Genomic DNA, 26,672 nt, shown 5'->3' with positions numbered 1-26,672 from the left:
TGACGACAATTTCCTGTTTCGGTTTTTGATTGCTTCTCTATAATCCGCCCAATGAATCGCTTAACCCGATATATGCTCAAACAGCAGCTGATCATGATGGTCTTTGTCACACTGGGGCTTCTGTGTGTGATCTGGCTGTCGCAAAGCTTGCGCTTTGTTGAAATGATTGTGAATCGGGGCTTGTCGATCTCGGTCTTTTTGCAGCTGACATCCCTGTTGCTGCCCAGCTTTCTGACGATCATTATTCCGATCGCACTGTTTTTCGTTATTGTCTTTACCTACAACAAACTGATCCAGGACCGCGAACTCATCGTCATGCGCTCGGCGGGATTGAGCCAGTGGGCACTCGCCAAGCCAGCCCTGATTGTCGCGCTTCTGTCGACGGCAGTCTGTTATTTCCTGACACTGTTTTACCTTCCCTACAGCTACACACAGTTCAAGGAACTGCAATTCTCGATCCGCAATGATTTCTCATCGGTACTGTTGCAGGAAGGCAGCTTCACCGACATTGATGGTTTGACCATTTACGTTCGCGAGGTCGGTCGCGATAACGAATTGCTGGGAATTCTGGTACATGACGCACGCGATCCCGATGCCCAAACGACCATGATGGCCAAACATGGCGCCTTGGTACGCACAGACGACGGTCCACGCATTGTTCTGCTTGACGGCAACCGCCAGGAAGTCAATGCCGACGATGGGACCATGTCCATCCTGTATTTTGATCGCTATGCGGTTGATATCGCGCAAGGCGCTGTAGACGAGGGCCTTCGCTATCAAGAAGCCCGTGAACGCAGTGTCTATAACCTTCTAACAGCCACCCCCCCGAACATAATAGAGAGAGACCTTAATGCTTTTCGGGCAGAGGGGCATGACCGCCTGATTTCACCACTGAATGCCATTGCATTTGCCAGTATTGCATTGGCTGTACTTGTATCAAGCAGCTTCTCCAGACGTGGTCAGACCGGCAGATTATTGCTCGCAATTGGCGTCATGGTAGTTTTTCAGGCCGCCGGTATAGCCATGAAAAATCTTGCTGCCAAAAATCCGTCGCTTGTGCCTCTGATGTATATGAATGCAATGATACCAATTGCCTTGGGGCTTTACTGGACTTTCCGTGGTCCGGTTATCAAGGCAAGGCGCGCAATAAACCAAGAGGCGGAAGCATGAGAATTTCGCCGCTTCTTACATGGTATTTTGGCAAGCATGTCCTGATTTCGATCCTGTCTATTCTTGCACTCCTGATCGGTCTGATCCTGATCGGTGACACTATCGAGCTTCTTCGTCGTGCAGGCAATAAGCCGGACGCCACGGTGAGCATTGTCTTGCAGATGGCCGCTAGTCGCATTCCGTTCATGACGGAGAAAGTTCTGCCTTTCGCCGTCCTGTTCGGGTCGATGTTTTCATTCTGGAAACTGACCGGAAATCAGGAGCTTGTAGTGACGCGCGCGGCAGGTGTCTCTGCATGGCAGTTCATGCTACCACCTATCTTGTGCGCCCTCGTTCTTGGCAGCCTTCAGGTAGGTGCACTCAATCCGTTGTCCTCAATCCTGCTTCAGAAATACGAGACGCTTGAAGCACGCTATTTGCAGAACAATGCAAGTGTCATGAACCTATCCTCAAGCGGTCTATGGTTACGGCAAGGCACGCAGGATGGTCAGGCTGTTATTTTTGCGCGATCGGTCAGCAACCAGCAGGGCGACCAACTTGATCTGCGAAACGTGACAATCTTCCGTTTTGAAGATGCGGATGATTTCACGATGCGGATCGATGCCGGTCGGGCAGTTCTCGAACCCGGAACTTGGCGGTTCTATGATGCATGGACCTTCGTCCCCGGTCAGGCCAGCACGTTTGCAAAAGAAATGATGCTGCCAACGAACCTGACTGCGCGGAAGATACAAGACAGCTTCGCGTCACCGGAAACGATGTCATTCTGGGACCTGAAGCCCTTTATCACACTGCTTGAACGTGCCGGTTTTAATGCCACCCGTCACCGCATCCATTTTCACAGCCTGTTGTCCAGACCTTTACTTTTGTGTGCCATGGTTTTGATCGCGGCTGCATTTTGCCTTAAATTTTCTCGACGCCGGCGCGCATCCCTTGTTATCGGTGGGGGTGTTGCATCTGGCTTCATTTTGTATTTTTGCACCGACGTGATTTCAGCCTTGGGCGTTTCCGGCGGAATTCCACCGATTTTGTCGGCATGGGCTCCAGCCGGAATTTCTCTGTTGCTCGGGGTTACGACATTGCTACATCTTGAGGATGGCTAGCCTATGGTCATGGCGGGGGGAATGATAAAAAGACTTGTGACCAGCACCATTCTGGGCTGTGGGATTTTCGTTGCTGGCGGTCTTGCGAGCTTGCATTCTGCCACCGCACAAACAACTGGCTCAGAAGCTCCTCCGCCGGAACCAGCCATTTTGTTCAGTGCCGACGAGGTCGATTACAATCAGGAACTGCAAACCGTCACGGCGCGTGGGAATGTCGAAATTTCCCGGGAAGGACGTATATTGCTTGCTGATACGGTAAGCTATGACCGATCACAGGATGTTCTCACGGCTTCGGGAAATGTAAGCATCACAGAACCGACGGGCGAAGTTACCTTCGCCAGCTATGTCGAACTCAGTGGTGATTTCAAGGAAGGGATTGTTCAGGATATTTATGTCCTGTTGGATGAGAACACCCGGATCGCAGGTGCAGGTGCCCGCCGTAGCGGCGGGAACTTTACCGAGATTGCCAAGGCCGTTTACTCCCCCTGCAAAGTCTGCGAAGACAATGGCAGCAGTTCGACACCGCTTTGGCGCATTCGCGCCGCGCGCGTGCTGCATGATTCAGACAGTAAAACGGTAGAATATGAAGACGCTCGTCTCGAAGTCGCGGGTATTCCTGTTCTCTACACCCCATATTTTCAGCATCCTGACCCAACCGTGAAACGGCAGTCCGGTTTGCTTGCGCCGTCATTCGGCAGCACCAGCCACGTTGGAAGCTACTTCAGCCAACCCTATTACTGGTCGATCGACAATAGCAAGGACATGACTTTCACGCCGACTTACACAACGGATGAAGGTCCTGTCCTCACAACCGAGTACAGACAGCGTCTGGACAGTGGAGAATTCGACGTCGTCAACAGCGTTACAAGAGACAGTGAGGATGACTGGCAAGGCCATATTGACGCCAAAGGACGGTTTGACATCGATCCGACGTGGCGTTGGGGCTTTGACGCCGAACAAGCCTCAGAAAAAACATATCTCTCACGGTATGGTTTTGGCTCACCTTCTGTCCTGACCTCGAACCTGTTTACCGAGGGGTTTCGCGGTGCCAGCTACACGCGCGCTGATGCATACTACTTCCAAGGGCTGAAGAGTGATGATGACCGGGACACGACCCCCATTGTTTTGCCGCATCTACAGTTTCACGGACAATCCGCGCCAGCAAAATACGGTAGCATAACAACCTTGGACTTGGATGGCCTCTCTTTGACCCGCGATGAGGGTACCAATTCGCATCGTGTGTCTGCCAAAGCCGGTTGGGAGCTCCCTCACGTGGGCACGATGGGTGATGTCACCAAACTCAGTCTCTCCGTCCGAAGTGACAACTACCTTGTCTCAGACGTATCTCGCACTAACAGAGAAAACTACAGTGGATATACGGGACGCCTGCTGCCATTGGCTGCGATTGATTGGCAAATGCCGTTCGTAAGCAGCCAAGGCAGCTACCAACAGGTCATTACTCCAATCGCCATGGCAGCTTGGTCTCCGAACGGTGGCAATCCTGATGAGATTCCGAATGAGGACTCGCAGTCTTTTGAACTGGACGATATCAACCTGTTCTCCCATGACAGGTTTGGCGGCCTGGATCGCGCAGAGGACGGTTTCAGGGCAAGTTATGGCCTTGAGTGGGGTATCTACGGTCCCCAAGGAGGCTATACCAGCGCGATGTTTGGCCAAAGCTACCGCGCAAATGAAAATGATACTTTTGCCCGAGGCTCTGGACTAGATGAGCATCTTTCAGATTATGTTGGCCGAGTGACAGTAGCCCCGAACCAATATCTTGATCTGACATATCGCTACCGTCTTTCAAAAGACGATTTTTCTGCTCGCCGAAATCAGGTAACAGCGACTGTCGGATCACTGGATACGTTACGCCTGAATACGACGTATCTACACTTCACAGATGAAGCAGGCAGCGAAGAGTTTGACGAGCGTGAGGAAATCTACTTCCGCGCGGAACGTCAGTTTAATCAGTACTGGTCGGGTCAGGCGTATGGGCGCTACGACCTCGATGAAACCGACCCCTTGGAATATGGTATCGGTTTCGTTTATGAAGATGAGTGCTTCATATTTGATGGGCGAGTCCGTCGGACCTTCTATCGGGATCAGGATCTAGGTGAATCTGACGAATTCCTTTTCCGTCTCGTTTTCAAGACCCTTGGCGAGTTTGCATCTGCAGCCGGATTGTAAGTAAAAATGATTTCCAATATTTCGACTTCGACGTCCTTGAAAATCTGCGCTGTGATGATTGCTGTCACACTATCGATGATGGTCGCACCAGTTCGTGCACAGTCGCCAGTTGGCGTTGCGGCTGTGGTTAATGATGACCCGATTTCAGTCATTGATCTGGTTGAACGTATCAAACTTGTTGCCGTCTCCTCCAACATCGAGATGACGCCTCAGCGCAGCAACGAGATGGCGCCGCAGATTTTGCAGCAACTGATCAATGAAAAGCTGCAACTGCAGGAAGCCGAGCGTCGTGGCATCGAAGTCACCGATGAAGACATCGCGCGCGGCAAGTCAATGATCGAGCAAAATGCCGGCCTTCCGGACGGCATGCTCGACAGGTATCTGTCGCAACGGCAAATCGCATCCGGAACGATTGAAAATCAGATCCGCCCGCAGGTCGCCTGGCAAAAAGTTCTTGGCAGCATGCGGGGTGAAGTTCAGATTTCCGAAGCCGAGATCGACGATACGCTTGAACGCATCATCAGCAACCAGAACAAGCCGCGCAACCGGGTTCAGGAAATTTTCCTGCCTGTTGATAATCCTCAGGACAGCACGCGCGTTTACCAAACCGCGCAAGAAATCCGCGATGCCCTGAACAAGGGTGCCGATTTCGCAGGTCTGGCTCGACAGTTCTCAGCCAGTGCGAGTGCTGCCAATGGAGGCGACCTTGGTTGGCTGTATGCCGGTGAAATGTCGGCTGACTTGCAGCAGGCAGTCAACCAGCTGCAACCCGGTGACGTAAGTGCGCCGGTCCAGACCGTCCGCGGATATTACATCGTTAAACTGCTGGACCGTCGCGTTGGTGACACCGATGCTGTTACCGACACCAGACTGGACCTTTATCAACTGTTTGTCCCAATTAGCGGTGACATGCCCCAAGACCAGATTGACGCCAAAATCGCAGTCCTGCAAAACACCCGTGAAACGGCAAATAGCTGTGATGCGATGGCGAATGTCGCTGTCGACCTTGGATCTGATCTGAGCGGTAAGATGGAAGGCATTTCGCCCGGCGAACTTTCTGGCCCGATCCGCCAAGCCGTCACCAATCTTGATGAAGGAACACCGTCCAACATTATTCAGGTTGATGGCGGTGCACTGATGGTCATGATTTGTAACATTACAGAAGAAAGCAACCTGCCCAGCCGTCAGGACATTGAAAACCGCCTGCGGTTGGAACGTCTAGATATCCTGGCACGTCGCAAACTTCGTGAACTGCGCCGTCAGGCATTTATTGATATCCGGATCTGATCCGGCTGACAGGACCCCGATAGCAAGATGACAGAACGCGCCCCCATCGCATTGACGATCGGCGAGCCCGGCGGCATTGGCCCCGAGCTTGCCATCAAGGCATGGCTGCGTCGTACGCAGGATGAACTTGCACCATTTTGCCTGATCTCGCCTGTCAGCATGATCACTCAAGCAATCGCCCGAAGCGGTACTGATGTTCCGGTGCGCGTGATCCAGACAATCGACGAGGCCCCCGCCATCTTTACCGATGCCCTGCCGGTTCTGGAAATCGCAGATAGCGGGACCGAAGTCGTTTCAGGTGTAGCATCGCCTAAAACAGCCAGCGTCGTGATTGAGAGCATCACAAAGGCCGTCGAACTGGCGACCACGGGTAAAGCAAGTGCCGTCGTCACCAACCCGATCCAGAAAAGCGCATTGTATGAAGCAGGCTTCCGCCATCCCGGCCATACGGAGTTTCTGGCAGAGCTCGCAGGACCGGGCACAATCCCGGTGATGATGCTGGCCAACAGCAAACTGCGCGTGGTGCCGCTAACCATCCATATCCCGCTCAAGGATGTCCCGACACAGCTGAAAACTGAGCTGATTGTCGAGCGTTGCCGGATCACGCATCAGTCCCTGCAAAATGCCTTCGGGATCGCCAAGCCGCGCCTTGCAATTGCCGGGCTGAACCCGCATGCGGGCGAAGATGGCACGATGGGTGCCGAAGAAAAGACCATCATGGCCCCGGCCATCAAACAACTGCGTGATGAAGGTGTGGATGTTATCGGCCCCTTGCCGGCCGATACCATGTTCCATGAAGAGGCCCGCGCCAATTACGATGTGGCACTCTGCCCTTATCACGATCAAGCCCTGATACCGGTCAAGACACTTGACTTCCATGGTGGTGTGAATGTCACACTCGGGTTGCCATTTATCAGAACATCGCCCGATCATGGCACAGCACTTAATATTGCCGGCAAAGGCCTCGCGCGCCCTGATAGCCTGATTGCAGCCCTGAAGATGGCAGCAGAAATGGCAACAAAACGCCTTGCGACAGGAGCCTGACCGACGTGTCAGAAGACAACGACAATACTGGCAAGCTTGCCAATGATGGCCTTCCGCCGCTGCGGGAGGTAATTGCGACCCATGACCTGTCAGCGCAAAAGAAATTCGGCCAGAACTTCCTGTTTGATTTGAACCTGACCGGGCGCATTGCCCGTGCGGCCGCACCGCTTGATGATGCCACCGTGATTGAAATCGGTCCGGGGCCCGGCGGCCTGACGCGTGCGTTGCTGTTTAATGGTGCAAAGAACCTGACCGTGATCGAACGTGACCCGCGCTGCCAACCGGTTCTGGAACAGATCAGCAATCATTACCCCGGTGCGCTGCACGTTATTGATGGTGATGCGCTTGAGGTCGATGTCACAACATTGGGCCCTGCACCGCGCAAGATCGTCGCCAACCTGCCCTATAATGTCGGCACTCAGCTATTGCTGGGCTGGCTGATGCAGATTGATCAGTTCGCAAGCCTGACCCTGATGTTTCAAAAGGAAGTGGCCGAACGTGTCGTCGCCCGCCCGAAGACCAAGGCCTATGGGCGTCTATCGGTCCTGTGTCAGTATCTGTGTGACTGCGATATCTTGTTTGATGTTCACCGCAGTGCTTTTACCCCACCGCCAAAGGTGACCTCTGCTGTTGTGCAACTCCGCCCCAAGGCGGATCGCGGCACAGACATCAATCTTGATAGCCTTGCCAAAATTACCCAGGCCGCGTTTGGTCAACGTCGCAAGATGCTGCGCGCAAGCCTTAAGACCCTGAACATCAATGTGGGCGAATTGCTTGCTAAGTCCGGGATTACCGAAACCGTCCGGGCCGAGGAGCTTAGTGTTGCGGATTTTGTCCGCCTGACGCAGGTTCATGATGAAATGGCCGCTTCGTAAAGCGGCCATTTTTCTATCTGGTATCAGTCTGTCAGAAGTTTTTTGACAAAGCCCGGCAAGCCTGTCTGGCGTTCGCGTTTGATCCGTTCAGCACCGATAATGTGTTGAACGTCAGCGATGCAGCGATCCAGATCATCATTGATCAGCACATAGTCAAATTCTTCCCAATGGCTGATTTCCGCACCGGCCTTCGCCATTCGTTTCATGATCACGTCATCGGCGTCCTGGCCGCGATCACGCAGGCGGCGTTCCAACTCACCCGATGACGGCGGCAGGATAAAGACCGATACAACGTCATCGCCGCCCTTGTCGCGCAGTTGGCGGGCACCCTGCCAGTCGATGTCAAACAACACATCGCGGCCTTCCGACAGTGCCTTTTCAACCGGTCCAATCGGCGTGCCATAGTAGTTGCCAAACACTTCTGCCCATTCAAGCAGTTCGTCATCGGCAATCATATGTTTGAATTCATCAACCGATTTGAAAAAGTAGTGGGTACCTTCTTCTTCACCGGGGCGGGCCGCACGCGTTGTTGCAGACACAGACAAGGAGATCTTGTCATCGTTTTCAAGCAACTGACGGGTGATGGTCGTTTTCCCGGCACCGGACGGCGCACAGAACACCAGCATCACGCCACGGCGGTTATGCGGATCGATCATGATGTTTCCTTCCCTGCCGCTTATTCGACGTTCTGAACCTGCTCGCGGAGCTGATCAATGATCACTTTAAGCTCCATACCGCAATTGGTCAGTTCAATATCATTCGCCTTTGAGCACAAGGTATTGGCTTCGCGATTGAACTCCTGGCACAGGAAGTCAAGCTTGCGCCCGATCGATCCCCCCTTGGTCAACATATCGCGCGCTGCGCTGATATGGGCTTTGAGACGATCAATCTCCTCGCGGATGTCGGCCTTGGTTGCCAAAATCGCCGCTTCCTGATGCAGGCGTTCGGGGTCGAACTTGCCCGCATCCATCAATTCTTCGACCTGACGTTTCAGACGATCCTTGATAGCGTCGGCACGCGCTGATTCGCAGTTTTCAGCACGTGTAACAGTTGCCTCGATGTTATCGACATGGCCGCGCAGCATCACATCAAGTTTTTCGCCCTCTTCTGCCCGGTGGGCGGCCATCTGATCGATGGCTTCATTCAGGCTTACCAGCACGGCGGCATCATTGGCGTCCCGTGTTGCTTCGTCTTCCTGTGGCTCATAGGCTTCAAGCACACCGCGCACATTCATCAGATCTGCAATCGTGCCTGCCGACAGGCTGCTGGTATTATCAAACTCCTCGGCGATCTGGACCAGTTCGGAAAGCAGTTCACGGTTCACCGAATAAGCATTGTTATCGCCGGAACGCGTAACATTCAGGGTCACGCCCATATTGCCGCGCTTGAACCGCTTGGAAACCGCATCACGCACCTTGGCTTCAAGACGCTCAAACCCGCCATTCAGACGCAGGCGAACATCAAGCCCCTTGCCATTGACGCTGCGCAGTTCCCAGGTCCAGCCGAAACCATCGGCCGCGCCATCAACGCGCGCAAATCCGGTCATGCTTGAAACGGTCATCTTTTCATCCAGTTTGCTTTTGTGTTTGGGCGTTTATAACCATTGGCCAGTGTCCCGCCAAGGGTGAACACCGATCATCACGCGATAACGACAATATGGTAAGCATAAGCCGCATTTCATAATGCTGCCCTATTGCTGCAGCATGTTCCGCAAAAATCAATTTCCTTATTTCAAAACCCAGTACGAGCAACAATGTCCTTTCAGTACGATGCCATTCTGATCACCGGTGCCAGTTCGGGTATTGGTGCTGCCCTTGCCCGCCATTTCGCACGTACCGGCGTGACCCTTTTTATCAGCGGTCGCAATCAAACACGCTTGCAACTGGTGGAAAATGATTGCCGCGCCGCCGGGGCCAATGTTTATTCCGATGTTCTCGATGTGACGTCGCGCGAAACAATGGACGCCTATGTCACCCATTGCGATGAAATTGCGCCGCTCAGCCTCGTTATTGCCAATGCCGGCATTTCGGCCGGCACCGGTGGTCTTGGCGAAAGCCCCGAACAGGTTCGCGATATCTTTGCCACCAATGTCGCCGGTGTCCTGAACACGATTGATCCGGCGATCAAGGTCATGCGTGCGCGCAGACGCGGTCAGGTCGCACTGGTCGCCTCCCAGGCATCGTGGCGCGGAATGCCCTCTGCCCCGGCCTATTGCGCCAGCAAGGCGGCTGTCCGGGTTTACGGCGAAGGATTGCGTGGTGCATTGGCGCCCGATGGCGTGAAGGTCAATGTCATCTGCCCGGGCTTTGTTAAAAGCCGCATCACTGATGCCAATGATTTCCCGATGCCCTTCTTCATGCAGGCCGACAAGGCCGCAAAGAAGATCGTGCGGGGCCTTGAACGCAACAAGGGCATGATCGCCTTCCCCTGGCAAATGAACCTGATTATCGGAATGCTTAAGATGACACCGCAATGGTTGATGGATCTTGCGGCATCCCGGATCCCGAAGAAAACATCATCGCCCGACAGCCACAGCGAACACTAGGAAGCAAAAAGGCGGCATCAATCCGATGCCGCCTTTATCATTTGGTTCGAACTCTTTGGCGTGATCACTGCCCGTCGCGGATGCGACGCCACTTGGCAACGTTGCGATTATGCTCATCAAGGGTGCGGGCAAAGGCATGTCCGCCCGTCCCGTCTGCAACGAAGTACAGATCTTCGGTCGTGGCCGGATGCAGGACGGCATAGAACGCATCGCGCCCCGGATTGGTGATTGGCCCCGGCGGCAGGCCGCTGGTGACATAAGTGTTATAGGGGCTCTCAAAACGCCAGTCCTTGCGCGTCAAAGGACGTTCAAGACGCTTGTCCGGGCTAAGCGCATAGGCAACTGTCGGATCAGACTGCAGACGCATATCGCGTCGCAGGCGATTGATAAACACGCCCGCAACCCGTGCCCGTTCGCCAGCAACACCGGTTTCCCGCTCGACGATGGAGGCCAGAATGACGGCTTCTTCAATGGTGTCGAACGGCAATCCTTCCTGACGGCCCGGCCAAAGCTGTTTGACCATTTCATCGTGGGCCGCGCGCATGCGATCAATGATGCTTTGCTTCGTATCGCCAAACGAGAACTGATAGGTTTCCGGCAACAAGGTGCCATCGGCCGGAATATCGGCGATCTCGCCGCTTAATCCGTCAACCAGATTGATCCGATCGACGATTTCGCCCGAACGAAGACCTTCGGGGATGGTGACAAACCGTTTGACCGTATCCCCAAAGGCCAGAATTTCAGCAGCCTGTTTCGGGCTGACCCGGGCCGGGAAATGGTATTCCCCCGCCCGCAGCGACCGGTCAAGCTGACTGACCCGAACCCCGGCAAGGAAGATCAGCGGTTCGGTGATGATGTTTTCACGTTGGAAAATCTCGGCAATACCGCGCACACCGGTTCCCTGGGGGATGATGATGTCGCGTTCCTGCGCCAAATTGCTCGGCGATGTGTATTGCACATAAACATACACCGCTGCCCCACCTGTGGCGAGAGCAGCGGTGATGATCAGAAAGCCAATAAAAAGCAGAAAACGCTTCAAGGGAATGCTCCCGGGGGTTGCTCTGCTGTTTAAACGGCCTTGAAAACAAGCGATGCGTTGGTGCCGCCAAAGCCGAACGAGTTCGACAGAGCGACATTGACTTTACGCTGTTTGGCTTCAAGCGGAACCAGATCGATGCCTTTGCATGCCTCGGACGGATTGCGCAGGTTCAACGTCGGCGGAACAACGCCTTCGTGGATCGCAAGGATCGAGAACACTGCTTCAATCGCACCGGCAGCACCCAGAAGGTGACCGGTTGCCGATTTGGTCGAAGACATCGACATTTTCTGGGCATGATCACCGAACAGGCGCTTGACCGCACCCAGTTCGATTTCATCACCCAGCGGAGTCGAGGTGCCGTGTGCGTTGACGTAATCAACATCTTCCGGGTTCAGACCCGCATTGCGGATAGCATTGCGCATCGAACGGAAGCCGCCATTACCGTCTTCGGCCGGTGCGGTGATGTGATAAGCATCGCCCGACATGCCGTAACCGGCAACTTCGGCGTAAATCCGCGCTCCACGCGCCTTGGCGTGTTCGTATTCTTCAAGAACGACACAGCCCGCACCTTCGCCCATGACGAAACCGTCACGGCCTTCATCCCACGGACGGGATGCTTCGGTCGGTGTGTCGTTGTAACTGGTCGAAAGCGCACGCGCAGCAGCAAAGCCCGCCATGCCAAGACGGCAAACAGCAGCTTCGGCACCACCCGCAACCATGACATCGGCATCGCCAAGCATAATCATGCGCGATGCGTCGCCAACGGCGTGTGCACCGGTCGAACAGGCGGTAACCACCGCATGGTTCGGACCTTTAAGACCGTGTTTGATCGAAACCTGACCTGAAACCAGGTTAATCAGACAAGACGGAATGAAGAACGGACTGACACGACGGGTCTTGCCGTTATTGACCAGATCAGTTGCCTCGGAAATCTTGGGCAACCCACCGATCCCCGAACCGATCAAAACGCCGGTTGCTTCCTGATCTTCGTCGGTTTCCGGCTTCCAGCCAGAATCCGCAATCGCCTGATCAGCTGCAGCAATCCCATAGACGATGAAATCGTCCATTTTCTTCATGTCTTTGATCGAGACATGATCTTCAGCGTTGAAAAGTCCGTCACCCTCACCGCGCGGCACGAGGCCTGCGATTTTGGCAGGGATATCCGACACGTCAAACGTATCGATGCTTTTGATCCCGGATTGGCTGTTCAGCAGTTTCTGCCAAGTATTCTGTGCCCCGCTAGCAAGCGGAGTAACAGCACCAATACCGGTAACAACTACGCGTCTCATCCCGCATTACGCCTTTATTCTATGAATCCAGCAAAGACGAAAAGGGCGCCTGAGGATGCCCTCTAGGCGCCCATGTCTAACAGCAAACTTAGCTGTCCGCCTTTTCGATGAAGTCGATCGCGTCTTTAACGGTCAGAATTTTTTCAGCCGCGTCATCCGGAATTTCACAACCGAATTCTTCTTCAAACGCCATAACCAGCTCAACGGTGTCCAGGCTGTCTGCGCCCAGATCGTCGATGAAGCTTGCGTTTTCAGTGACCTTGTCTTCTTCAACACCGAGGTGCTCGACAACGATCTTCTTCACGCGATCTGCGACATCACTCATAGCTCAAATCCTTCAATAGGTTTTCTGTCAGTTAGTTTACACGTGGTACCCGTTGTGTCCCCCTATTGAAGGAGTTCCCGGGAACCGGAAACCGGCAACGAACAATCGCCAGTTTCAATATTTGGTATAGCGGCCTCTTTTAAACAGAAAAGAAGGCAACCCGCAACGGGTTAAATCATCGCCATTCCGCCATTCACATGCAAGGTCTGTCCTGTGACATAAGCTGCTTCGTCACTTGCAAGATACAGAACCGCTGCTGCGATCTCTTTGCTGTCGCCCATGCGACCTGCCGGAATACCGCCCAAAAGCTTTTCTTTCTGGGCATCTCCGAGTTCTTCGGTCATGGCCGTGGTAATAAAGCCCGGTGCCACACAGTTAACCGTAATTCCGCGCGCCGCAACCTCTTGTGCCAGCGATTTTGACCAACCGATCATCCCGGCCTTGGCAGCGGCATAGTTGGTCTGGCCCGGGTTACCGGTCACACCAACGATCGAGGTGATGTTGATAATACGGCCGTGACGGCGCTTCATCATGCCGCGCAGCGAATTGCGCGCAAGCTTGAAGGCAGAGGTCAGGTTCACATCAAGAACCGCCTGCCAGTCTTCGTCCTTAAGACGCATGGCAAGCTGATCACGGGTAATCCCGGCATTGTTGACCAGAATATCAAGCTGACCACCAAGGGCCTCCTCGGCATTTTTGATCAGGCCATCGACCGATTCTTTATCCGAAAGGTTGGCCGGAACAACAACCGCGTTGCCACCGATTTCGGCAGCAACCGCTTCGAGGCGTTCCTGACGGGTCCCCGACAGAGCAACCTTCGCACCGGCGCCCGCCAGAACCTTGGCGATTTCGCCACCGATACCGCCGGTCGCACCGGTTACGAGTGCTGTTTTCCCTGCAAGATCAAACATAAATTTTCGTTCCCTTTGGGTTCGTTCGTGTTCCGGACACTCTTACAGAGCGCCGAGGAATGCTTCGATATCTGCCGGACCATTCACAGCCGTGCCGCTCAGATCGCGGTCAATACGACGTACCATGCCGGTCAAAACTTTGCCTGCGCCGATCTCTACCAGATCGGTGATGCCCTGCTCTTTCATATAAAGAACCGACTCACGCCAGCGCACGGTGCCGCAAACCTGCTCTACAAGGAGTTTACGAATGGTTTCCGGATCGTCAGTTTTTTCTGCGGTCACGTTGGCAACGACCGGCTTGCCCGGTGCATTCATGGTCACAGCGCCAAGCGCCTCTGCCATGCGATCGGCTGCCGGCTGCATCAGGGCACAATGGAACGGTGCCGATACCGGCAACAACACGGCGCGTTTGGCACCCTTTTCCTTGGCGATCTCAATCGCGCGTTCCACAGCCGCTTTGTGACCGGAAACTACGACCTGCCCGCTGGCATTGTCATTGGCGGCGGTGCAAACTTCACCTTGTGCTGCTTCTTCGGCAACCGCAACCGCGTCGACATAATCAAGACCAAGAAGGGCTGCCATCGCACCAACACCGACCGGAACGGCGGCCTGCATCGCCTGACCACGGATTTTCAAAAGGCGCGCGGCATCGGAAATGGCAAAGGTGCCTGCTGCTGCAAGGGCGGAATATTCGCCAAGGGAATGACCGGCAACAAGATCGCACTTATCGGTCAGGGTAAAGCCGCCTTCTTTTTCCAGAACACGGGTGACAGCAAGGCTGACCGCCATCAAAGCCGGCTGCGCGTTTTCGGTCAGGGTCAGCTCGTTTTCCGGACCTTCGAACATCAGGGCGCTCAGCTTTTGCGAAAGCGCATCATCAATTTCCTGGAAAACTTCGCGGGCAACCGGGAATGCGTCTGCCAGTTCCTTGCCCATACCTACCGCTTGCGACCCCTGTCCGGGGAAAACGAGTGCGCGTGTCATTATATTAAATAAACCCTTGTCCGCTTCTACGAAGACTGTGCCGAAAACCGGCCCCTTGAAATTGAGCCACCCTTGATAGCGTGCGCAAGCGCACTGTCAAGAACTGAAACCTGATGGGCGCGGTTGGTTTGATTTTTTTACACCCTAAAACTGCACGTCGCGATCACACTATAACAATAGTGTGACTTTCGGGTTTGACACCCGAATTTGCGCGTTTATGGCATATTTTGCATCATTTACGAAGGACTGGCTGTTGCGCAGCGCACAATACCCGGCGCCCCCGCATCCACAAGTTCCACCGCCGAAGCCGCATGGAAAACCAAGGCCTGCTGTCGCTTTAAGTCCGAAGATGCATTGAATACAGGGACAAACGCCGCCTTCACAATCGCGTGCATGTCGGTTATCCCGATACCGCAATGCTCAGCCCATGACAGATCGATGTCAGAAACACGCAGGTTTCTGCCGATACTGTCAAAGCCATCGCGCTATCCCGTAATCGGCAAAAAGCTGCATTTGGCGTTGCACTCATGGGCGAAAAGTGTATATTCCGCCGTCTCACGGCTCCTTGCCGGGATTGTCCGGCTATGCCTGCATGGCACGAGGTCATGCAGGAAGAGATAAGCCAAAAGGAGTAATAGGAGTATTATGAGCAAATACGAAAGCGTGTTTATCGCACGTCAGGACTTCTCGACCGCACAGGTTGAAAGTCTGAACGAAAAGCTGACCCAGACCATCGAAGGTCTCGGCGGCAAAATCGCCAAAACCGAATATTGGGGTCTGCGTTCCCTGGCATACCGTGTCAAAAAGAACCGCAAAGGCCACTATACTCTCTTCCAGATCGAAGCTGACAAAGACGCGATCGCGGAATATGAGCGTCAGATGCGCCTGAACGAAGACGTTCTGCGTCAGATGACTGTCAAGGTTGACGAGTTCGAAGAAGAACAGTCTGCCATTCTGCGCAACCGCGACGAGCGCGGCGGTCGTGGCGGTAATCGCCGTGGCGGTCCCCGTCAGAACGGCTAACAGATAGCGAGGAGATAATATCATGGCTGGACGTCGTCTGTTTTTCCGTCGTCGTAAAACCTGCCCGTTCTCGGGTGATGATGCGCCGAAGATTGACTACAAAGATGTCAAACTGCTGCAGCGTTTCGTTTCCGAACGCGGCAAAATCGTTCCGAGCCGTATCACTGCGGTTTCGGCCAAGAAGCAGCGCGAACTGGCGAAAGCCATCAAGCGTGCACGCTTCCTGGCGCTGCTGCCCTACGCAGACCAGGTCTGAGGCAGTCGGCAAGAGACCCTTTTGAGGTCTCGGGCCGGGAGTAAATGATGCAACGTGACACCCTCATAGCGATTGGGACCGGACTTGGCAGTGCCGTTCTGTTCCTGCTGGTTCTATCAGGAAATCCGTTTGCTCTTTTGCTTTCATACTTCGGGCATCTGCCGCTTTTCCTTACGGGATTGTGGCAAGGGCCCAAACGCCTGCTGGTTGCGGCATTTGCCGCATGTATTGCCCTCATTCTTATGGGGGGATTACTGCCTTTCACGGTCTTTATGGTCGTGTTTGCCGGACCGGCGATGTTGTTGACCCGCATGGCGCTGGTCGTCCGGAAAGATCAAAATGGCAATCTTGCCTTTCTGCCTTCCGGAATTGTCGTAAGTGCCATGGCCGTCATGGTCGCGACGGTAATGATCTTCGTTACCGGAACACTGACGGCGGAAGGTTTGGACATTCAGGACTTCATCGCGAAGTTCCTGAGCCAAATGTACTCGGAAATGGGTGTCCCTATGACATCCGATGTTCAGGGTCTGATTGGTATGTTCCAGACTTACTTCCCGGCGATTGCAGCGGTGAGCTGGCTATTGATGCTGTTCGCCAATGCCGCAATCGCACAGGCAATTTTGGTGCGTGCAGGCAAAAACCTGCGTCCGACACCAAGTATGGCAACCTTTGCCTTGCCTGGCTGGTCACTGTTTGTGTTTGCCCTGGCCGGGTTTACGGTCGGCTTTGCCGATGGTTCGCTGGCTTATGTGGCGCGCAACGTCGCGGTGGTACTGGCAGTGCCGTTCCTGTTTCAGGGATTGGCGCTGGTGCATGGGCAGGCAGCCCGATGGCCGCAAAAACGTGTAATTCTGACGGTGTTTTACATCGTCGCGGTTCTGTCCACCTGGTCGTTTATCGCGATCACCGGACTTGGAATTGTTGAGCATTTAATCAGGCTGCGGGGGAAAGAACCGATGACCCGTAGCAATGAGGAGGATCGGTGATGGAAGTTATTCTGCTCCAGCGGGTAGAAAAACTCGGTCAGATGGGTGACGTAGTCACTGTCAAGCCGGGCCACGCCCGCAACCGCTTGCTGCCGCAGGGCATGGCCCTTCGTGCAACCAAAGCAAACATCTCTGTGTTCGAAGCACAGAAAGCACAGCTTGAAGCTGACAACCTGGAACGCCGTAAGGAAGCAGAAGCTGTTTCCGAGAAGATGGGTGAACTCGCAGTCACCGTCGTTCGTCAGGCATCCGACGTTGGCCAGCTTTATGGTTCGGTCACTGCCCGCGATATCGCAAACGCAGTAACCGAAGCAGGCTTCACTGTTGCCCGTACCCAGGTCGTTCTTGATCAGCCGATCAAGACCCTTGGTCTGCATCAGGTCCGTATCAACCTGCACCCGGAAGTTATCATTGAGGTAACTGCCAACGTTGCACGTTCCGAAGAAGATGCCGCTGAACAGCTCCGTAAGGGTGCTGCTGTTCTTGGCACCATCGAAGAAATGGAAGCGGAAGAAGAGGAAGCCCTCGAAGCCGCTGAAGAACTCTTCGAAGAAGAAGTCCCGGCTGACCTTGCAGAAGCAATCGAAGCTGACGAAGAAGAAACCAACGCTTAATCGCAGGTTCTTCGAACGATTTGAAAACGGCACATCCGCAGGGATGTGCCGTTTTCTTTTGCCCTAACGCCAAAGCCCGTCAATTTTTTCAAAGCATTTCAGGAGCCTGCGGCATTCGCGACCTCTGCGCTGGCGGAATACCGGCTATGAGTTATACCGATTAGCTCTTTGCGGTCTTGCTGATGCCTGCTACCTTTTCGGCCCATGACAGATCCCAATTTAGATGCCCTTTTTGCCCCGCTTGAACCGGACCATGGTGCCGACACCGAAATGGTGCTCGATCGCATGGCGCCGCACAATTTTGAAGCGGAGGCTGCCCTTCTTGGCGCGATCCTCAATAACAACGCAGCCTACGAGCGCGTGTCTGATGTTCTGCGCCCGGAACATTTCGCCGATGGGCGTCACGGCCGCATCTTTGAGGCCTGCGGCAAGCTGATCGAACGCGGCCAATTGGCCAACCCGGTCACGCTCAAAGCCTATTTCAAGCAGGATGAACATCTTGCCGAAATCGGTGGTGCGCAATATCTGGCCGAACTGTCAAACAATCTGGTTTCGGTGATCAATGCCAGCGACTATGGCAAGCTGGTCTATGACCTGTATCTGCGGCGCGAACTGATCGAACTTGGCGAGGAAGTCGTCAACGAAGCCTATCAGTACGAACTTGATACCGACGCCACCAACCAGATCGAAAGAGCCGAACAGAAACTGTTCTCGCTGGCAACAGCCGGTTCTGCGGAATCGGGCTTTGTCGCCTTTGGCCCCGCCCTTGCCAAGGCCTATGAAAATATCGATCACGCCTATAAAAACGCCGGGCGCGTTGTTGGTGTGACCACGGGCTTGCGCGATATCGACCGCAAACTGGGTGGTTTGCACCCGTCTGACTTGCTGATCCTTGCCGGTCGTCCGTCGATGGGTAAAACCGCCCTTGCGATGAACATCGCGTTTAACGCCGCCATCGCATCGCATCAGAACCGCGCGGCGGGCGAAGACACCCGCGATGAAACCCGAACCGGTGCGATTGCCGTATTCTCGCTTGAGATGGCGGCCGAACAGCTTGCCGGGCGCCTTTTGTCGCAGGCGGCCGAGGTTTCAGGCGATAACATGCGCCGTGGTGATCTGAACGAACAGGATTTCGAACGTCTGTTGCTGGCAACCCAGGAACTCAATACCGTTCCGCTTTATATCGATGATACGCCGGCCCTTCCGGTATCGACACTTCGCACACGTTGCCGCCGCCTGAAACGTCAGCACGGTCTTGCGATGATCGTCGTCGATTACCTGCAGCTTCTGGCACCGCCGACCAACTTCCGCGGCGATGGCCGCGTGCAGGAAGTTTCCGAAATTACCCGTATGCTCAAGGCGATTGCCAAGGAGCTCGAAGTTCCGGTACTGGCCCTGTCGCAGCTCTCACGTGCGGTCGAACAGCGCGAAGACAAACGCCCGCAGCTTTCCGACCTTCGTGAATCCGGCTCGATCGAGCAGGACGCCGACGTCGTGATGTTCATTTATCGCGAACAGTACTATCTCGAACGTGCCGAACCGGCCCAGCGCCCGGAAGAAGCCACCGACAAGTTCGGGGAACGTTACTCGCAGTGGCAGGAACGTCTGAACCACGTTTACAACACTGCCGAGGTTATTGTTGCCAAGCAGCGTCACGGCCCGGTGGGCAACGTGCGCCTGTTCTTTGACGGGAACTACACCAAGTTTGGTGATCTTGATCACACAGAAGAAGAATATGAATAGAGGATAGGGCAACCACCCATCCACCAACGGATTCCACGGGGTATTACGAATGACCGTTCTTCCCGCCGTCGGCCGTGCTGCCGAGTGCGCGGAACTGCAAATCAATCTGAAAGCAGTTGCCGACAACTATAAAACCCTGACCAAACGCTATACCGGGCGCACCTGTGCGGCTGTGGTAAAGGCGAATGCCTATGGCCTTGGCGCCGAAACCATCGTCCCGGTCCTGAAAAAGCAGGGATGCCGGCTGTTCTTTGTGGCACAAGCCAACGAAGCCGCCGAACTGTTCCCGGTTTTGCGTGGTGGTGGTCGCATTGCGGTTCTGAACGGTGTCCTGCCCGGTGACGAGGAATTCTTTATTGAAAATGACGTCATCCCGGTTCTGAACGATCTGGAACAGATCGAACGCTGGTCAAACCTGTGCCGCGAATATGAACGTCCGGCTCCGGCCTTTATCCATCTTGATACCGGCATGAGCCGCCTTGGCCTGACGCCACTTGATGTCAGCAACCTTGTCGACCGCTATTCATCCCTGCTCTACGGGTTTGAAAAGGCCGGTTACATGACCCACCCGGTTGCGGCTGATGAGGCCGGAAATCCGGTCACCAAGGAACAGTACGACCTGTTCATGAAATGGTATCGTCGCCTGCCGCCGGCCCCGCGCGGGTTCTGTAACTCGTCGGCGATTTTCCGCAATGATGACTACCATCTTGAATTCTGCCGCCCAGGCATCGCCCTTTGGGGCGGAAACCCGACGCCTGAAACCACCAACCCGATGCGTTCTGTCGTGAACCTTAAGGTCAAAGTCCTTCAGGTCCGCGAAATCGACGAACCGCAGACAGTTGGTTATGGCGGCACCTGGCAGGCAAAACGCAAATCGAAAATCGCCACCCTAGCAGTCGGGTATGCTGATGGTTGGCTGCGTTCACTGTCCAATTCCGGCAAGCTGATCATCAAGGGGCACGAAGTTCCCTATGTCGGGCGTGTTTCGATGGATGCGATCACGGTTGATATTACCGACCTTCCGGGCAAAACGCTTAAGGCCGGGGATATGGTGTCGCTTCTTGATGACAAGATGACGGTTGACGACGTTGCATCTGCTGCTGGTACAATCGGTTATGAAATTCTAACTTCTCTTGGACATCGCTACCGGCGGGTTTATACAGAGAGCTAAATCATAATAGCCAGCCAGACAATTCCGGCAGGTCGATAACAGGGGACTTCGAAGTACAGATGCCGATCTTTGCGCCGGTTGGCCATATGTTTCTGACCTTTTTGGCCCTTGTCGGTCGCGTCACGGTATTTGCGGGTCGCACCATCGGCCACATGGTCACACCGCCGATCTATTTCCGCCTGATTTTCAAACAGATGCGTGAAATCGGCTATTTCTCCTTGCCGGTTGTCGCCATGACCACCCTGTTTGCCGGGATGGTTCTGGCGCTGCAATCCTATTCCGGGTTTTCCCGTTTTTCGGCCGAAAGTGCGGTTGCGACCGTGGTTGTCATTTCCATGACCCGCGAATTGGGCCCGGTGCTGGCTGGCCTCATGGTCGCTGGCCGTGTGGGTGCTGCGATTGCCGCAGAAATCGGCACCATGCGTGTGACCGAACAGATCGACGCGCTGGTGACCCTGTCGACCAATCCGTTCAAATATCTGGTTGTGCCGCGCGTGATTGCCGGTTTGATCACCCTGCCCGTTCTGGTTCTGATCGGCGATATCATCGGGGTGATGGGCGGTTATCTGGTGGGCGTGAACAAGCTTGGCTTTAATGACGGTTCCTATATCCGCAACACGTTCCAGTATCTCGAACAGCTTGATGTGGTATCGGGTCTGGTGAAGGCCGCCGTGTTTGGCTTTATCATCACGCTGATGGGCTGCTATCACGGATATCATTCCCGGGGTGGCGCACAGGGCGTTGGTCAGGCAACGACCAATGCGGTTGTTTCCAGTTCCATCCTGATCCTGATTTCGAACTATATCGTCACCGAACTGTTCTTCACGCGATAAGGGCCGGTTGACAGGATCATGAGCAACACAGCCAAGATATCGCTTCGCAACGTTCACAAGGGCTTTGGCCCGAAAAAGGTGCTTCAGGGTGTCGACCTTGATGTCGCCAAGGGTGAATCAGTTGCCATCATCGGCGGATCGGGCACCGGCAAGTCGGTTACGCTGAAATGCGTTCTCGGCCTTCTTACCCCGGATCAGGGTTCGATCAAGGTGGACGGGGTCGAAATGACCACCGCATCACAGGCCGAACGCGATGCCATGCTGGCAAAGACCGGCATGCTGTTTCAGGGGGCTGCCCTTTTTGATTCGCTCACCGTTTGGGAAAATGTCGCCTTTGGCCTGATCGAAGGTCAGGGCATGAAACCCGCCAAAGCCCGCGATCTTGCCATTGCCCGGCTTGAAGACGTCGGCCTGTCGGCTGATATCGCCAAAATGTCCCCGGCATCACTTTCGGGCGGCATGCAAAAACGTGTGGGCCTCGCGCGTGCCATCGCGACGGAACCCGAAATCCTGTTCTTTGACGAACCGACCACCGGCATTGACCCGATCATGGGCGATGTCATCAACGATCTGATTGTCAAATGCACCCGTGAACTGGGTGCAAGTGCGATGACCATCACCCATGATATGGCCAGCGCGCGCAAGATCGCTGATCGGGTTGCCATGCTTTATCAGGGCAAGATCATCTGGGATGGGCCGGTTGCTGATATCGACACGTCCGATAACCCCTATTTGCAACAATTCGTTGCCGGTGATATCGAAGGTCCGCTTGAACTTGATCTCAAGCATCTCTGAGCGTTACCTGACCGACATACGCCATTACTGACACTTCTTTGATCTGCGGAGCATTCTGTGGCCAAAACCCAAAGCCGTTTCATCTGCCAGAACTGCGGTGCCGAATACCGCAAATGGACCGGGCGTTGCGACGCATGCGGTGAATGGAACAGTATCGAGGAAGAACGCGTTGAAAGCGGCCCCAAGGCCACTGGCGGGATTGCCGGCGGTGCCAAGGGCAAAACCATCGAATTCGTCGCCCTTGAAGGCGAAAGCGCCAGCCCCAAACGCATCATAAGCGGCATCACCGAACTTGATCGTGCGTGTGGCGGCGGGCTTGTACCGGGTTCCGCCCTGTTAGTCGGCGGGGATCCGGGGATCGGTAAATCAACCATCCTGCTTCAGGCCGTCGGTGCGATGGCTGCCAAACATAAATGCGCCTATATCTCGGGCGAGGAAGCCGTTGATCAGGTCCGCATGCGCGCCGCCCGCCTTGGCCTTGAAAAATCCAAGGTCGATTTTGCCGCTGCCACCAGCCTGCGTGACATCATTACCACCCTTGAAGCCAGTAGCCATGACGTGGTGGTAATTGACTCGATCCAGACCATGTATGCCGACACCCTTGATAGTGCGCCGGGCACGGTGTCGCAGGTTCGCGCCTGTGCGCTGGAACTGATCCGCCTTGCCAAGCGCAAGGGGTTTGCCGTCTTGCTTGTCGGTCACGTCACCAAGGAAGGCCAGATTGCAGGTCCGCGTGTGCTGGAACATATGGTCGATACGGTTCTGTATTTCGAAGGCGAACGCGGTCATCAGTTCCGCATCCTGCGTGCAGTCAAAAACCGTTTCGGCGCGACCGATGAAATCGGTGTGTTTGAAATGGGTGATGCGGGACTGGTCGAAGTCCCCAACCCGTCCGCGCTGTTTTTGGCTGATCGCGATTCCCCGGTCAGCGGCACCGCGGTTTTTGCCGGGCTTGAAGGCACGCGCCCGATGCTGGTGGAAATTCAGGCGCTGGTGGCGCAATCGGCCCTTGCCACCCCGCGCCGTGCGGTCGTTGGCTGGGACTCTGCGCGCATGAACATGATCCTCGCGGTGCTGGATGCCCGCTGTGGCCTGCCGCTGAGCCAGTTTGATGTTTACCTTAACGTCGCCGGTGGTTTGCGGGTGGGTGAACCCGCCGCCGACATGGCGGTTGCGGCGGCACTGATTTCAGCGGTCGCCGATGCGCCGGTTCCGGGCGAGACGGTGATTGTTGGGGAAATCGGTCTTTCAGGGGAAGTTCGCCCGGTAGGCCAGCTCGAATCGCGACTGAAAGAAGCCACCAAACTTGGCTTTGGCAATGCCTATACCCCCAAGAATGGTACACAAGGCAAGAAGAAGATGTCGATCAAGGGCCTCAATCAGACCGAAATCGGCCATCTTCAGGATTTGGTAAACCTCTTCGGCGACGATGTCCGCGACAAGGTGCGTCCGCGCGAAGGCATGTATTAAACGCCTTTACCGCGACCTCGCCCGCCACCCGGACTGACGAACAAGGTTTACGCATAAATGGATTTCTCCGCCCTTCCCGATCTTGGCGCACGTGATGTGTTTGATCTGATTGTTGTCGGCATTTTGCTGATATCGGGGATCTTTGCCTTTTTCCGCGGTTTTATCCACGAAACCCTTTCGATGATGGGCTGGGTCGGGGCCGGGCTTGTCGCGCTTTATGGCTATCCGGTTGCGCGGCCCTATGTGCGGGATTTGATCCCGTCCGAACTGATTGCCGATCTGGCAACCGGGGTTGGCCTGTTTCTGATTTCGTTTTTGATTTTCTCGTTCATCAGCGGGCGCATTGGCCGGGCGGTTCAGAATTCCGGCCTCGATAGTCTCGATAGCACGCTTGGCTTTGTATTCGGCCTTTTGCGCGGGGCACTGATCGTCTGTATCGGTTTCCTGGCGCTGTCCTGGTTGCTGCCAGCAGATTCGCAGCCCGACTGGGTCCGTGATGCCCGTACCCGCCCGGTTCTGGAAGAAGGTGCCTTCCTCATTATGCGCATGGCACCTGACGAAATTTTCGATACCACGGCGCAAGAGCTTGAGCGCGCTCAGCGTGAGGCCGATGCGAACGAAAAAACCTATCGCCAACTTCTTGGTCCGGAACCAAAAGGGACTGGACCCGCGCCCCTAAACGGGTATACAAGGCCCTCGCGCGATGATTTGGATCGCCTGATTGAGGCGACCACTAACGAGTGAGGCGTGTGGGTTTCGTAAGAATAACGAATTCCGTGCGCCACCGGCGAGAGAGCGGAACCCACTCATGCTGACCACCAATCCATTTGATGACGACAAGCTACGTGAAGAATGTGGCGTCTTTGGCGTTTTTGGCTCCCCCGATGCAACGGCATTAACGGCCCTTGGCCTGCATGCGCTGCAACATCGCGGACAGGAAGCCGCAGGCATTGTGTCCTATGACGGCGAAGATTTTCCGGCACACCGGGCATCCGGCCAGGTTGGCGATATCTTTGGTTCAGAAGATGTCATCAAAAGCCTGCCCGGCCACCGTGCGGTTGGCCATGTCCGCTACTCGACGGCGGGTGGCAAGGGCCTTCGCAACGTGCAGCCGCTTTTTGCCGATTTCGAATTCGGTGGTCTGGCGATTGCCCATAACGGCAATCTGACCAACTCGCTTGCGGTGCGTGAACGCCTTGTCAAACGCGGGTCGATCTTCCAGTCGACCTCGGATACCGAGACCTTCATTCACCTGATCGCAACCAGCCTCTATGAAAAGATCGTCGATCGCCTGATCGATGCGGTCCGTCAGGTCGAAGGTGCCTATTCGCTGGTCGTCATGACCCAGAAGAAACTGATCGGTGTGCGGGACCCGCTGGGTGTCCGTCCGTTGGTTCTGGGCAAGCTCAATGACGCCTATATCCTGTCATCGGAAACGGTTGGCCTTGATATCGTTGGCGCGGAATTCATCCGCGACGTCGAACCGGGCGAAATCGTTGAAATCACCGATGATGGCCTGCGCTCCATCAAGCCTTTCAAGCCGCAAAAATCGCGCTTCTGCATTTTCGAGCATGTCTATTTCGCCCGCCCCGACAGCATCGTCGAAGGCACCAGCGTCTATGACGTGCGCAAGCATATCGGTCGCGAACTGGCCCGTGAATCAGCTGTTGATGCCGACGTTGTCGTGCCGATCCCGGATTCTGGTGTGCCTTCCGCCCTTGGCTATGCCGAGGAAAGCGGTATTCCGTTCGAACTGGGCATCATCCGCAACCACTATGTCGGGCGTACCTTCATTGAGCCGACCGATCAGATCCGCCACCTTGGCGTGAAGCTGAAACATAACGCCAACCCCGGCAAGCTTAAGGGCAAGCGCGTTATTCTGGTCGATGACTCGATCGTGCGTGGCACCACCTCGACCAAGATTGTTGATCTGGTTCGTCAGGCCGGTGCGGCAGAGGTGCATATGCGCATCACCAGCCCGCCGACCATGAACCCGTGCTTCTATGGCGTTGATACCCCGTCCAAAGACAAACTGATGGCGGCCAATCACGACATCGAAAGCATGGCAAAGATCATCGGCGTCGACAGCCTGGCTTTTGTCACCATTGATGGCCTGTATCGTGCGACCGGCCTTGAAGGCCGTGACAACGATAATCCGGCATTCTGTGATGCGTGCTTCACCGGCGACTACCCGATCAAGCTCACCGATCACAACGCCGAAAACAAGGACCGCAAGCTCAGCCAGTTGGTTGAAAGGCAGTCTGCATGACCGATACCAAACGTCTTGAAGGTCGCGTTGCCCTGATCACCGGGGCGTCGCACGGGATCGGATGTGCGGTTGCCAAACGCTTTGCCGCCGAGGGCGCGCATGTGATTGCGATTGGTCGTAATGTCGGCGCGCTTGAAGAACTCAGTGACGAAGTGACCGATGCCGGTGGCAAGATCACCTTGCTGCCGCTTGACCTGACCATGTTTGACAAGATCGACATGCTGGGTCCGACGATCTATGAGCGGTTTGGCAAGCTGGACATTGTGGTTGGCAATGCCGGCCTTCTGGGCGAAATCGCCCCGGTCGGCCACATTGATGCGCAGGTATTCCAGAACACCTTTGCCACCAATGTTACGGCAAACTTCCACCTGATCCGCACCACGGACAAGCTCCTGCAGCTGTCTGATGCTGGCCGGGCAATCTTCGTGACCTCGAACGCATCAAGCAAGGGTCGTGCCTTCTGGGGCCTCTATGCGTCGACCAAGGCAGCCCTTGAAAGCCTGGTTCTGTCCTATGCGCAGGAACTCGAACAGACCAAGGTCAAAGTCAATCTGGTCAATCCGGGCCGCATCCGCACCAAAATGCGCGCCGAAGCCTATCCGGGCGAAGATCCCCAAACGCTTCCGACACCCGAAAGCATCACCGACGTGTTTGTCGATCTGGCAGACGCCAGCTGCACCAAACATGGCGAAGTGGTCAACGCTTACTAAGTTTCGGATCGACAGCAAATTCAAAGGCCGGGTTTTCCCCGGC

At 55.1% G+C, this 26,672-nt stretch carries 26 protein-coding genes; 19 read left to right on the top strand and 7 right to left on the bottom strand.

Going from position 1 to position 26,672, the window contains the following annotated elements:
• The first annotated feature begins 51 nt into the window (after window positions 1-51).
• Genes lptF through rsmA form a run of 6 tightly spaced genes read left to right on the top strand, consistent with a single transcriptional unit; the run spans window position 52 to window position 7,666 of the window.
• Complete coding sequence (gene lptF / locus FHI25_RS15985; RefSeq protein ID WP_246879150.1) at window positions 52-1,170, top strand: LPS export ABC transporter permease LptF; 1,119 nt, start codon at window positions 52-54, stop codon at window positions 1,168-1,170.
• A complete protein-coding gene (lptG, locus tag FHI25_RS15980) occupies window positions 1,167-2,270 on the top strand; it encodes an LPS export ABC transporter permease LptG (RefSeq protein ID WP_210519464.1) in 1,104 nt (367 codons plus the stop codon). The genes lptF and lptG overlap by 4 nt, the downstream gene beginning before the upstream one ends.
• 36 nt (window positions 2,271-2,306) lie before the next feature.
• A complete protein-coding gene (gene lptD, locus FHI25_RS15975) occupies window positions 2,307-4,460 on the top strand; it encodes an LPS assembly protein LptD (RefSeq protein WP_349238028.1) in 2,154 nt (717 codons plus the stop codon).
• A gap of 6 nt (window positions 4,461-4,466) precedes the next feature.
• Complete coding sequence (locus FHI25_RS15970) at window positions 4,467-5,747, top strand: peptidylprolyl isomerase (protein ID WP_210519460.1); 1,281 nt, start codon at window positions 4,467-4,469, stop codon at window positions 5,745-5,747.
• Window positions 5,748-5,774: 27 nt separating this feature from the next.
• Window positions 5,775-6,791 carry a 4-hydroxythreonine-4-phosphate dehydrogenase PdxA gene (gene pdxA, locus FHI25_RS15965; RefSeq protein ID WP_210519459.1) on the top strand — a complete coding sequence of 339 codons (1,017 nt, stop codon included), beginning with the start codon at window positions 5,775-5,777 and terminating at the stop codon, window positions 6,789-6,791.
• Between the two features lie 5 nt (window positions 6,792-6,796).
• Entirely contained in the window at window positions 6,797-7,666 is an 870-nt protein-coding gene (gene rsmA / locus FHI25_RS15960) for a 16S rRNA (adenine(1518)-N(6)/adenine(1519)-N(6))-dimethyltransferase RsmA (protein WP_210519457.1), read from the top strand.
• Between the two features lie 23 nt (window positions 7,667-7,689).
• On the opposite strand, the gene gmk is transcribed toward rsmA, so the two are convergent.
• Entirely contained in the window at window positions 7,690-8,322 is a 633-nt protein-coding gene (gene gmk, locus FHI25_RS15955; RefSeq protein ID WP_063088361.1) for a guanylate kinase, read from the bottom strand.
• Window positions 8,323-8,342: 20 nt separating this feature from the next.
• Complete coding sequence (locus FHI25_RS15950; RefSeq protein ID WP_210519455.1) at window positions 8,343-9,227, bottom strand: YicC/YloC family endoribonuclease; 885 nt, start codon at window positions 9,225-9,227, stop codon at window positions 8,343-8,345.
• 192 nt (window positions 9,228-9,419) lie between these two features.
• On the opposite strand from FHI25_RS15950, the gene FHI25_RS15945 reads away from it, so the two are divergent.
• Window positions 9,420-10,211 carry an SDR family NAD(P)-dependent oxidoreductase gene (locus tag FHI25_RS15945; RefSeq protein WP_210519453.1) on the top strand — a complete coding sequence of 264 codons (792 nt, stop codon included), beginning with the start codon at window positions 9,420-9,422 and terminating at the stop codon, window positions 10,209-10,211.
• 64 nt (window positions 10,212-10,275) lie between these two features.
• Here FHI25_RS15945 and mltG read toward each other — a convergent pair whose 3' ends face one another.
• From mltG to fabD, 5 genes are all read right to left on the bottom strand, one after another.
• Window positions 10,276-11,250 (bottom strand): endolytic transglycosylase MltG, encoded by a 975-nt coding sequence (gene mltG / locus FHI25_RS15940; RefSeq protein ID WP_210519451.1) that lies wholly within the window; start codon window positions 11,248-11,250, stop codon window positions 10,276-10,278.
• A gap of 29 nt (window positions 11,251-11,279) precedes the next feature.
• Window positions 11,280-12,539 carry a beta-ketoacyl-ACP synthase II gene (fabF, locus tag FHI25_RS15935; protein ID WP_008890548.1) on the bottom strand — a complete coding sequence of 420 codons (1,260 nt, stop codon included), beginning with the start codon at window positions 12,537-12,539 and terminating at the stop codon, window positions 11,280-11,282.
• 88 nt (window positions 12,540-12,627) lie between these two features.
• On the bottom strand, window positions 12,628-12,864 hold the full coding sequence (locus FHI25_RS15930) for an acyl carrier protein (protein WP_008890547.1): 237 nt from the start codon (window positions 12,862-12,864) through the stop codon (window positions 12,628-12,630).
• A gap of 170 nt (window positions 12,865-13,034) precedes the next feature.
• Window positions 13,035-13,775 (bottom strand): 3-oxoacyl-[acyl-carrier-protein] reductase, encoded by a 741-nt coding sequence (fabG, locus tag FHI25_RS15925; RefSeq protein WP_197147181.1) that lies wholly within the window; start codon window positions 13,773-13,775, stop codon window positions 13,035-13,037.
• Window positions 13,776-13,817: 42 nt separating this feature from the next.
• Window positions 13,818-14,759, bottom strand: coding sequence for an ACP S-malonyltransferase (gene fabD, locus FHI25_RS15920; RefSeq protein WP_210519449.1), 942 nt, complete (start codon window positions 14,757-14,759; stop codon window positions 13,818-13,820).
• A gap of 645 nt (window positions 14,760-15,404) precedes the next feature.
• On the opposite strand from fabD, the gene rpsF reads away from it, so the two are divergent.
• The 12 genes from rpsF to FHI25_RS15860 all read left to right on the top strand — a co-directional run bounded on the left by rpsF (window position 15,405) and on the right by FHI25_RS15860 (window position 26,629).
• Entirely contained in the window at window positions 15,405-15,782 is a 378-nt protein-coding gene (gene rpsF, locus FHI25_RS15915; RefSeq protein WP_008890544.1) for a 30S ribosomal protein S6, read from the top strand.
• 22 nt (window positions 15,783-15,804) lie between these two features.
• On the top strand, window positions 15,805-16,038 hold the full coding sequence (rpsR, locus tag FHI25_RS15910; RefSeq protein ID WP_008890543.1) for a 30S ribosomal protein S18: 234 nt from the start codon (window positions 15,805-15,807) through the stop codon (window positions 16,036-16,038).
• Between the two features lie 47 nt (window positions 16,039-16,085).
• A complete protein-coding gene (locus FHI25_RS15905; protein ID WP_210519448.1) occupies window positions 16,086-17,024 on the top strand; it encodes a DUF2232 domain-containing protein in 939 nt (312 codons plus the stop codon).
• A complete protein-coding gene (rplI, locus tag FHI25_RS15900; protein ID WP_197147179.1) occupies window positions 17,024-17,638 on the top strand; it encodes a 50S ribosomal protein L9 in 615 nt (204 codons plus the stop codon). Before FHI25_RS15905 ends, rplI begins: the two co-directional genes overlap by 1 nt.
• Window positions 17,639-17,842: 204 nt before the next feature.
• Window positions 17,843-19,381, top strand: coding sequence for a replicative DNA helicase (locus FHI25_RS15895; RefSeq protein WP_210519446.1), 1,539 nt, complete (start codon window positions 17,843-17,845; stop codon window positions 19,379-19,381).
• 49 nt (window positions 19,382-19,430) lie between these two features.
• Window positions 19,431-20,552, top strand: coding sequence for an alanine racemase (alr, locus tag FHI25_RS15890; RefSeq protein ID WP_008890539.1), 1,122 nt, complete (start codon window positions 19,431-19,433; stop codon window positions 20,550-20,552).
• A gap of 59 nt (window positions 20,553-20,611) precedes the next feature.
• Complete coding sequence (locus FHI25_RS15885) at window positions 20,612-21,385, top strand: ABC transporter permease (RefSeq protein ID WP_008890538.1); 774 nt, start codon at window positions 20,612-20,614, stop codon at window positions 21,383-21,385.
• A gap of 18 nt (window positions 21,386-21,403) precedes the next feature.
• Entirely contained in the window at window positions 21,404-22,180 is a 777-nt protein-coding gene (locus FHI25_RS15880; RefSeq protein ID WP_197147177.1) for an ATP-binding cassette domain-containing protein, read from the top strand.
• Window positions 22,181-22,237: 57 nt separating this feature from the next.
• Complete coding sequence (gene radA / locus FHI25_RS15875) at window positions 22,238-23,650, top strand: DNA repair protein RadA (protein WP_063088371.1); 1,413 nt, start codon at window positions 22,238-22,240, stop codon at window positions 23,648-23,650.
• A gap of 57 nt (window positions 23,651-23,707) precedes the next feature.
• A complete protein-coding gene (locus FHI25_RS15870) occupies window positions 23,708-24,394 on the top strand; it encodes a CvpA family protein (protein WP_008890535.1) in 687 nt (228 codons plus the stop codon).
• A gap of 64 nt (window positions 24,395-24,458) precedes the next feature.
• Window positions 24,459-25,919, top strand: coding sequence for an amidophosphoribosyltransferase (gene purF / locus FHI25_RS15865; protein WP_063088372.1), 1,461 nt, complete (start codon window positions 24,459-24,461; stop codon window positions 25,917-25,919).
• On the top strand, window positions 25,916-26,629 hold the full coding sequence (locus FHI25_RS15860; RefSeq protein ID WP_210519444.1) for an SDR family NAD(P)-dependent oxidoreductase: 714 nt from the start codon (window positions 25,916-25,918) through the stop codon (window positions 26,627-26,629). Before purF ends, FHI25_RS15860 begins: the two co-directional genes overlap by 4 nt.
• Window positions 26,630-26,672: the final 43 nt, after the last annotated feature.

It is taken from the genome of Thalassospira sp. ER-Se-21-Dark (assembly GCF_017922435.1).
Taxonomy (GTDB): domain Bacteria; phylum Pseudomonadota; class Alphaproteobacteria; order Rhodospirillales; family Thalassospiraceae; genus Thalassospira.
This window is presented reverse-complemented; position numbering and strand designations above follow the sequence as displayed.

Coding starts and splice junctions, on each gene's coding strand:
- fabF (WP_008890548.1), bottom strand. CDS start 12,539: ATGAGACGCGTAGTTGTTACCGGTATTGGTGCTGTTACTCCGCTTGCT.
- purF (WP_063088372.1), top strand. CDS start 24,459: ATGCTGACCACCAATCCATTTGATGACGACAAGCTACGTGAAGAATGT.
- FHI25_RS15970 (WP_210519460.1), top strand. CDS start 4,467: ATGATTTCCAATATTTCGACTTCGACGTCCTTGAAAATCTGCGCTGTG.
- FHI25_RS15905 (WP_210519448.1), top strand. CDS start 16,086: ATGCAACGTGACACCCTCATAGCGATTGGGACCGGACTTGGCAGTGCC.
- FHI25_RS15930 (WP_008890547.1), bottom strand. CDS start 12,864: ATGAGTGATGTCGCAGATCGCGTGAAGAAGATCGTTGTCGAGCACCTC.
- FHI25_RS15945 (WP_210519453.1), top strand. CDS start 9,420: ATGTCCTTTCAGTACGATGCCATTCTGATCACCGGTGCCAGTTCGGGT.
- pdxA (WP_210519459.1), top strand. CDS start 5,775: ATGACAGAACGCGCCCCCATCGCATTGACGATCGGCGAGCCCGGCGGC.
- rpsF (WP_008890544.1), top strand. CDS start 15,405: ATGAGCAAATACGAAAGCGTGTTTATCGCACGTCAGGACTTCTCGACC.
- rpsR (WP_008890543.1), top strand. CDS start 15,805: ATGGCTGGACGTCGTCTGTTTTTCCGTCGTCGTAAAACCTGCCCGTTC.
- rplI (WP_197147179.1), top strand. CDS start 17,024: ATGGAAGTTATTCTGCTCCAGCGGGTAGAAAAACTCGGTCAGATGGGT.
- FHI25_RS15880 (WP_197147177.1), top strand. CDS start 21,404: ATGAGCAACACAGCCAAGATATCGCTTCGCAACGTTCACAAGGGCTTT.
- FHI25_RS15870 (WP_008890535.1), top strand. CDS start 23,708: ATGGATTTCTCCGCCCTTCCCGATCTTGGCGCACGTGATGTGTTTGAT.
- gmk (WP_063088361.1), bottom strand. CDS start 8,322: ATGATCGATCCGCATAACCGCCGTGGCGTGATGCTGGTGTTCTGTGCG.
- fabG (WP_197147181.1), bottom strand. CDS start 13,775: ATGTTTGATCTTGCAGGGAAAACAGCACTCGTAACCGGTGCGACCGGC.
- lptF (WP_246879150.1), top strand. CDS start 52: ATGAATCGCTTAACCCGATATATGCTCAAACAGCAGCTGATCATGATG.
- FHI25_RS15885 (WP_008890538.1), top strand. CDS start 20,612: ATGCCGATCTTTGCGCCGGTTGGCCATATGTTTCTGACCTTTTTGGCC.
- fabD (WP_210519449.1), bottom strand. CDS start 14,759: ATGACACGCGCACTCGTTTTCCCCGGACAGGGGTCGCAAGCGGTAGGT.
- FHI25_RS15950 (WP_210519455.1), bottom strand. CDS start 9,227: ATGACCGTTTCAAGCATGACCGGATTTGCGCGCGTTGATGGCGCGGCC.
- FHI25_RS15895 (WP_210519446.1), top strand. CDS start 17,843: ATGACAGATCCCAATTTAGATGCCCTTTTTGCCCCGCTTGAACCGGAC.
- FHI25_RS15860 (WP_210519444.1), top strand. CDS start 25,916: ATGACCGATACCAAACGTCTTGAAGGTCGCGTTGCCCTGATCACCGGG.
- alr (WP_008890539.1), top strand. CDS start 19,431: ATGACCGTTCTTCCCGCCGTCGGCCGTGCTGCCGAGTGCGCGGAACTG.
- lptG (WP_210519464.1), top strand. CDS start 1,167: ATGAGAATTTCGCCGCTTCTTACATGGTATTTTGGCAAGCATGTCCTG.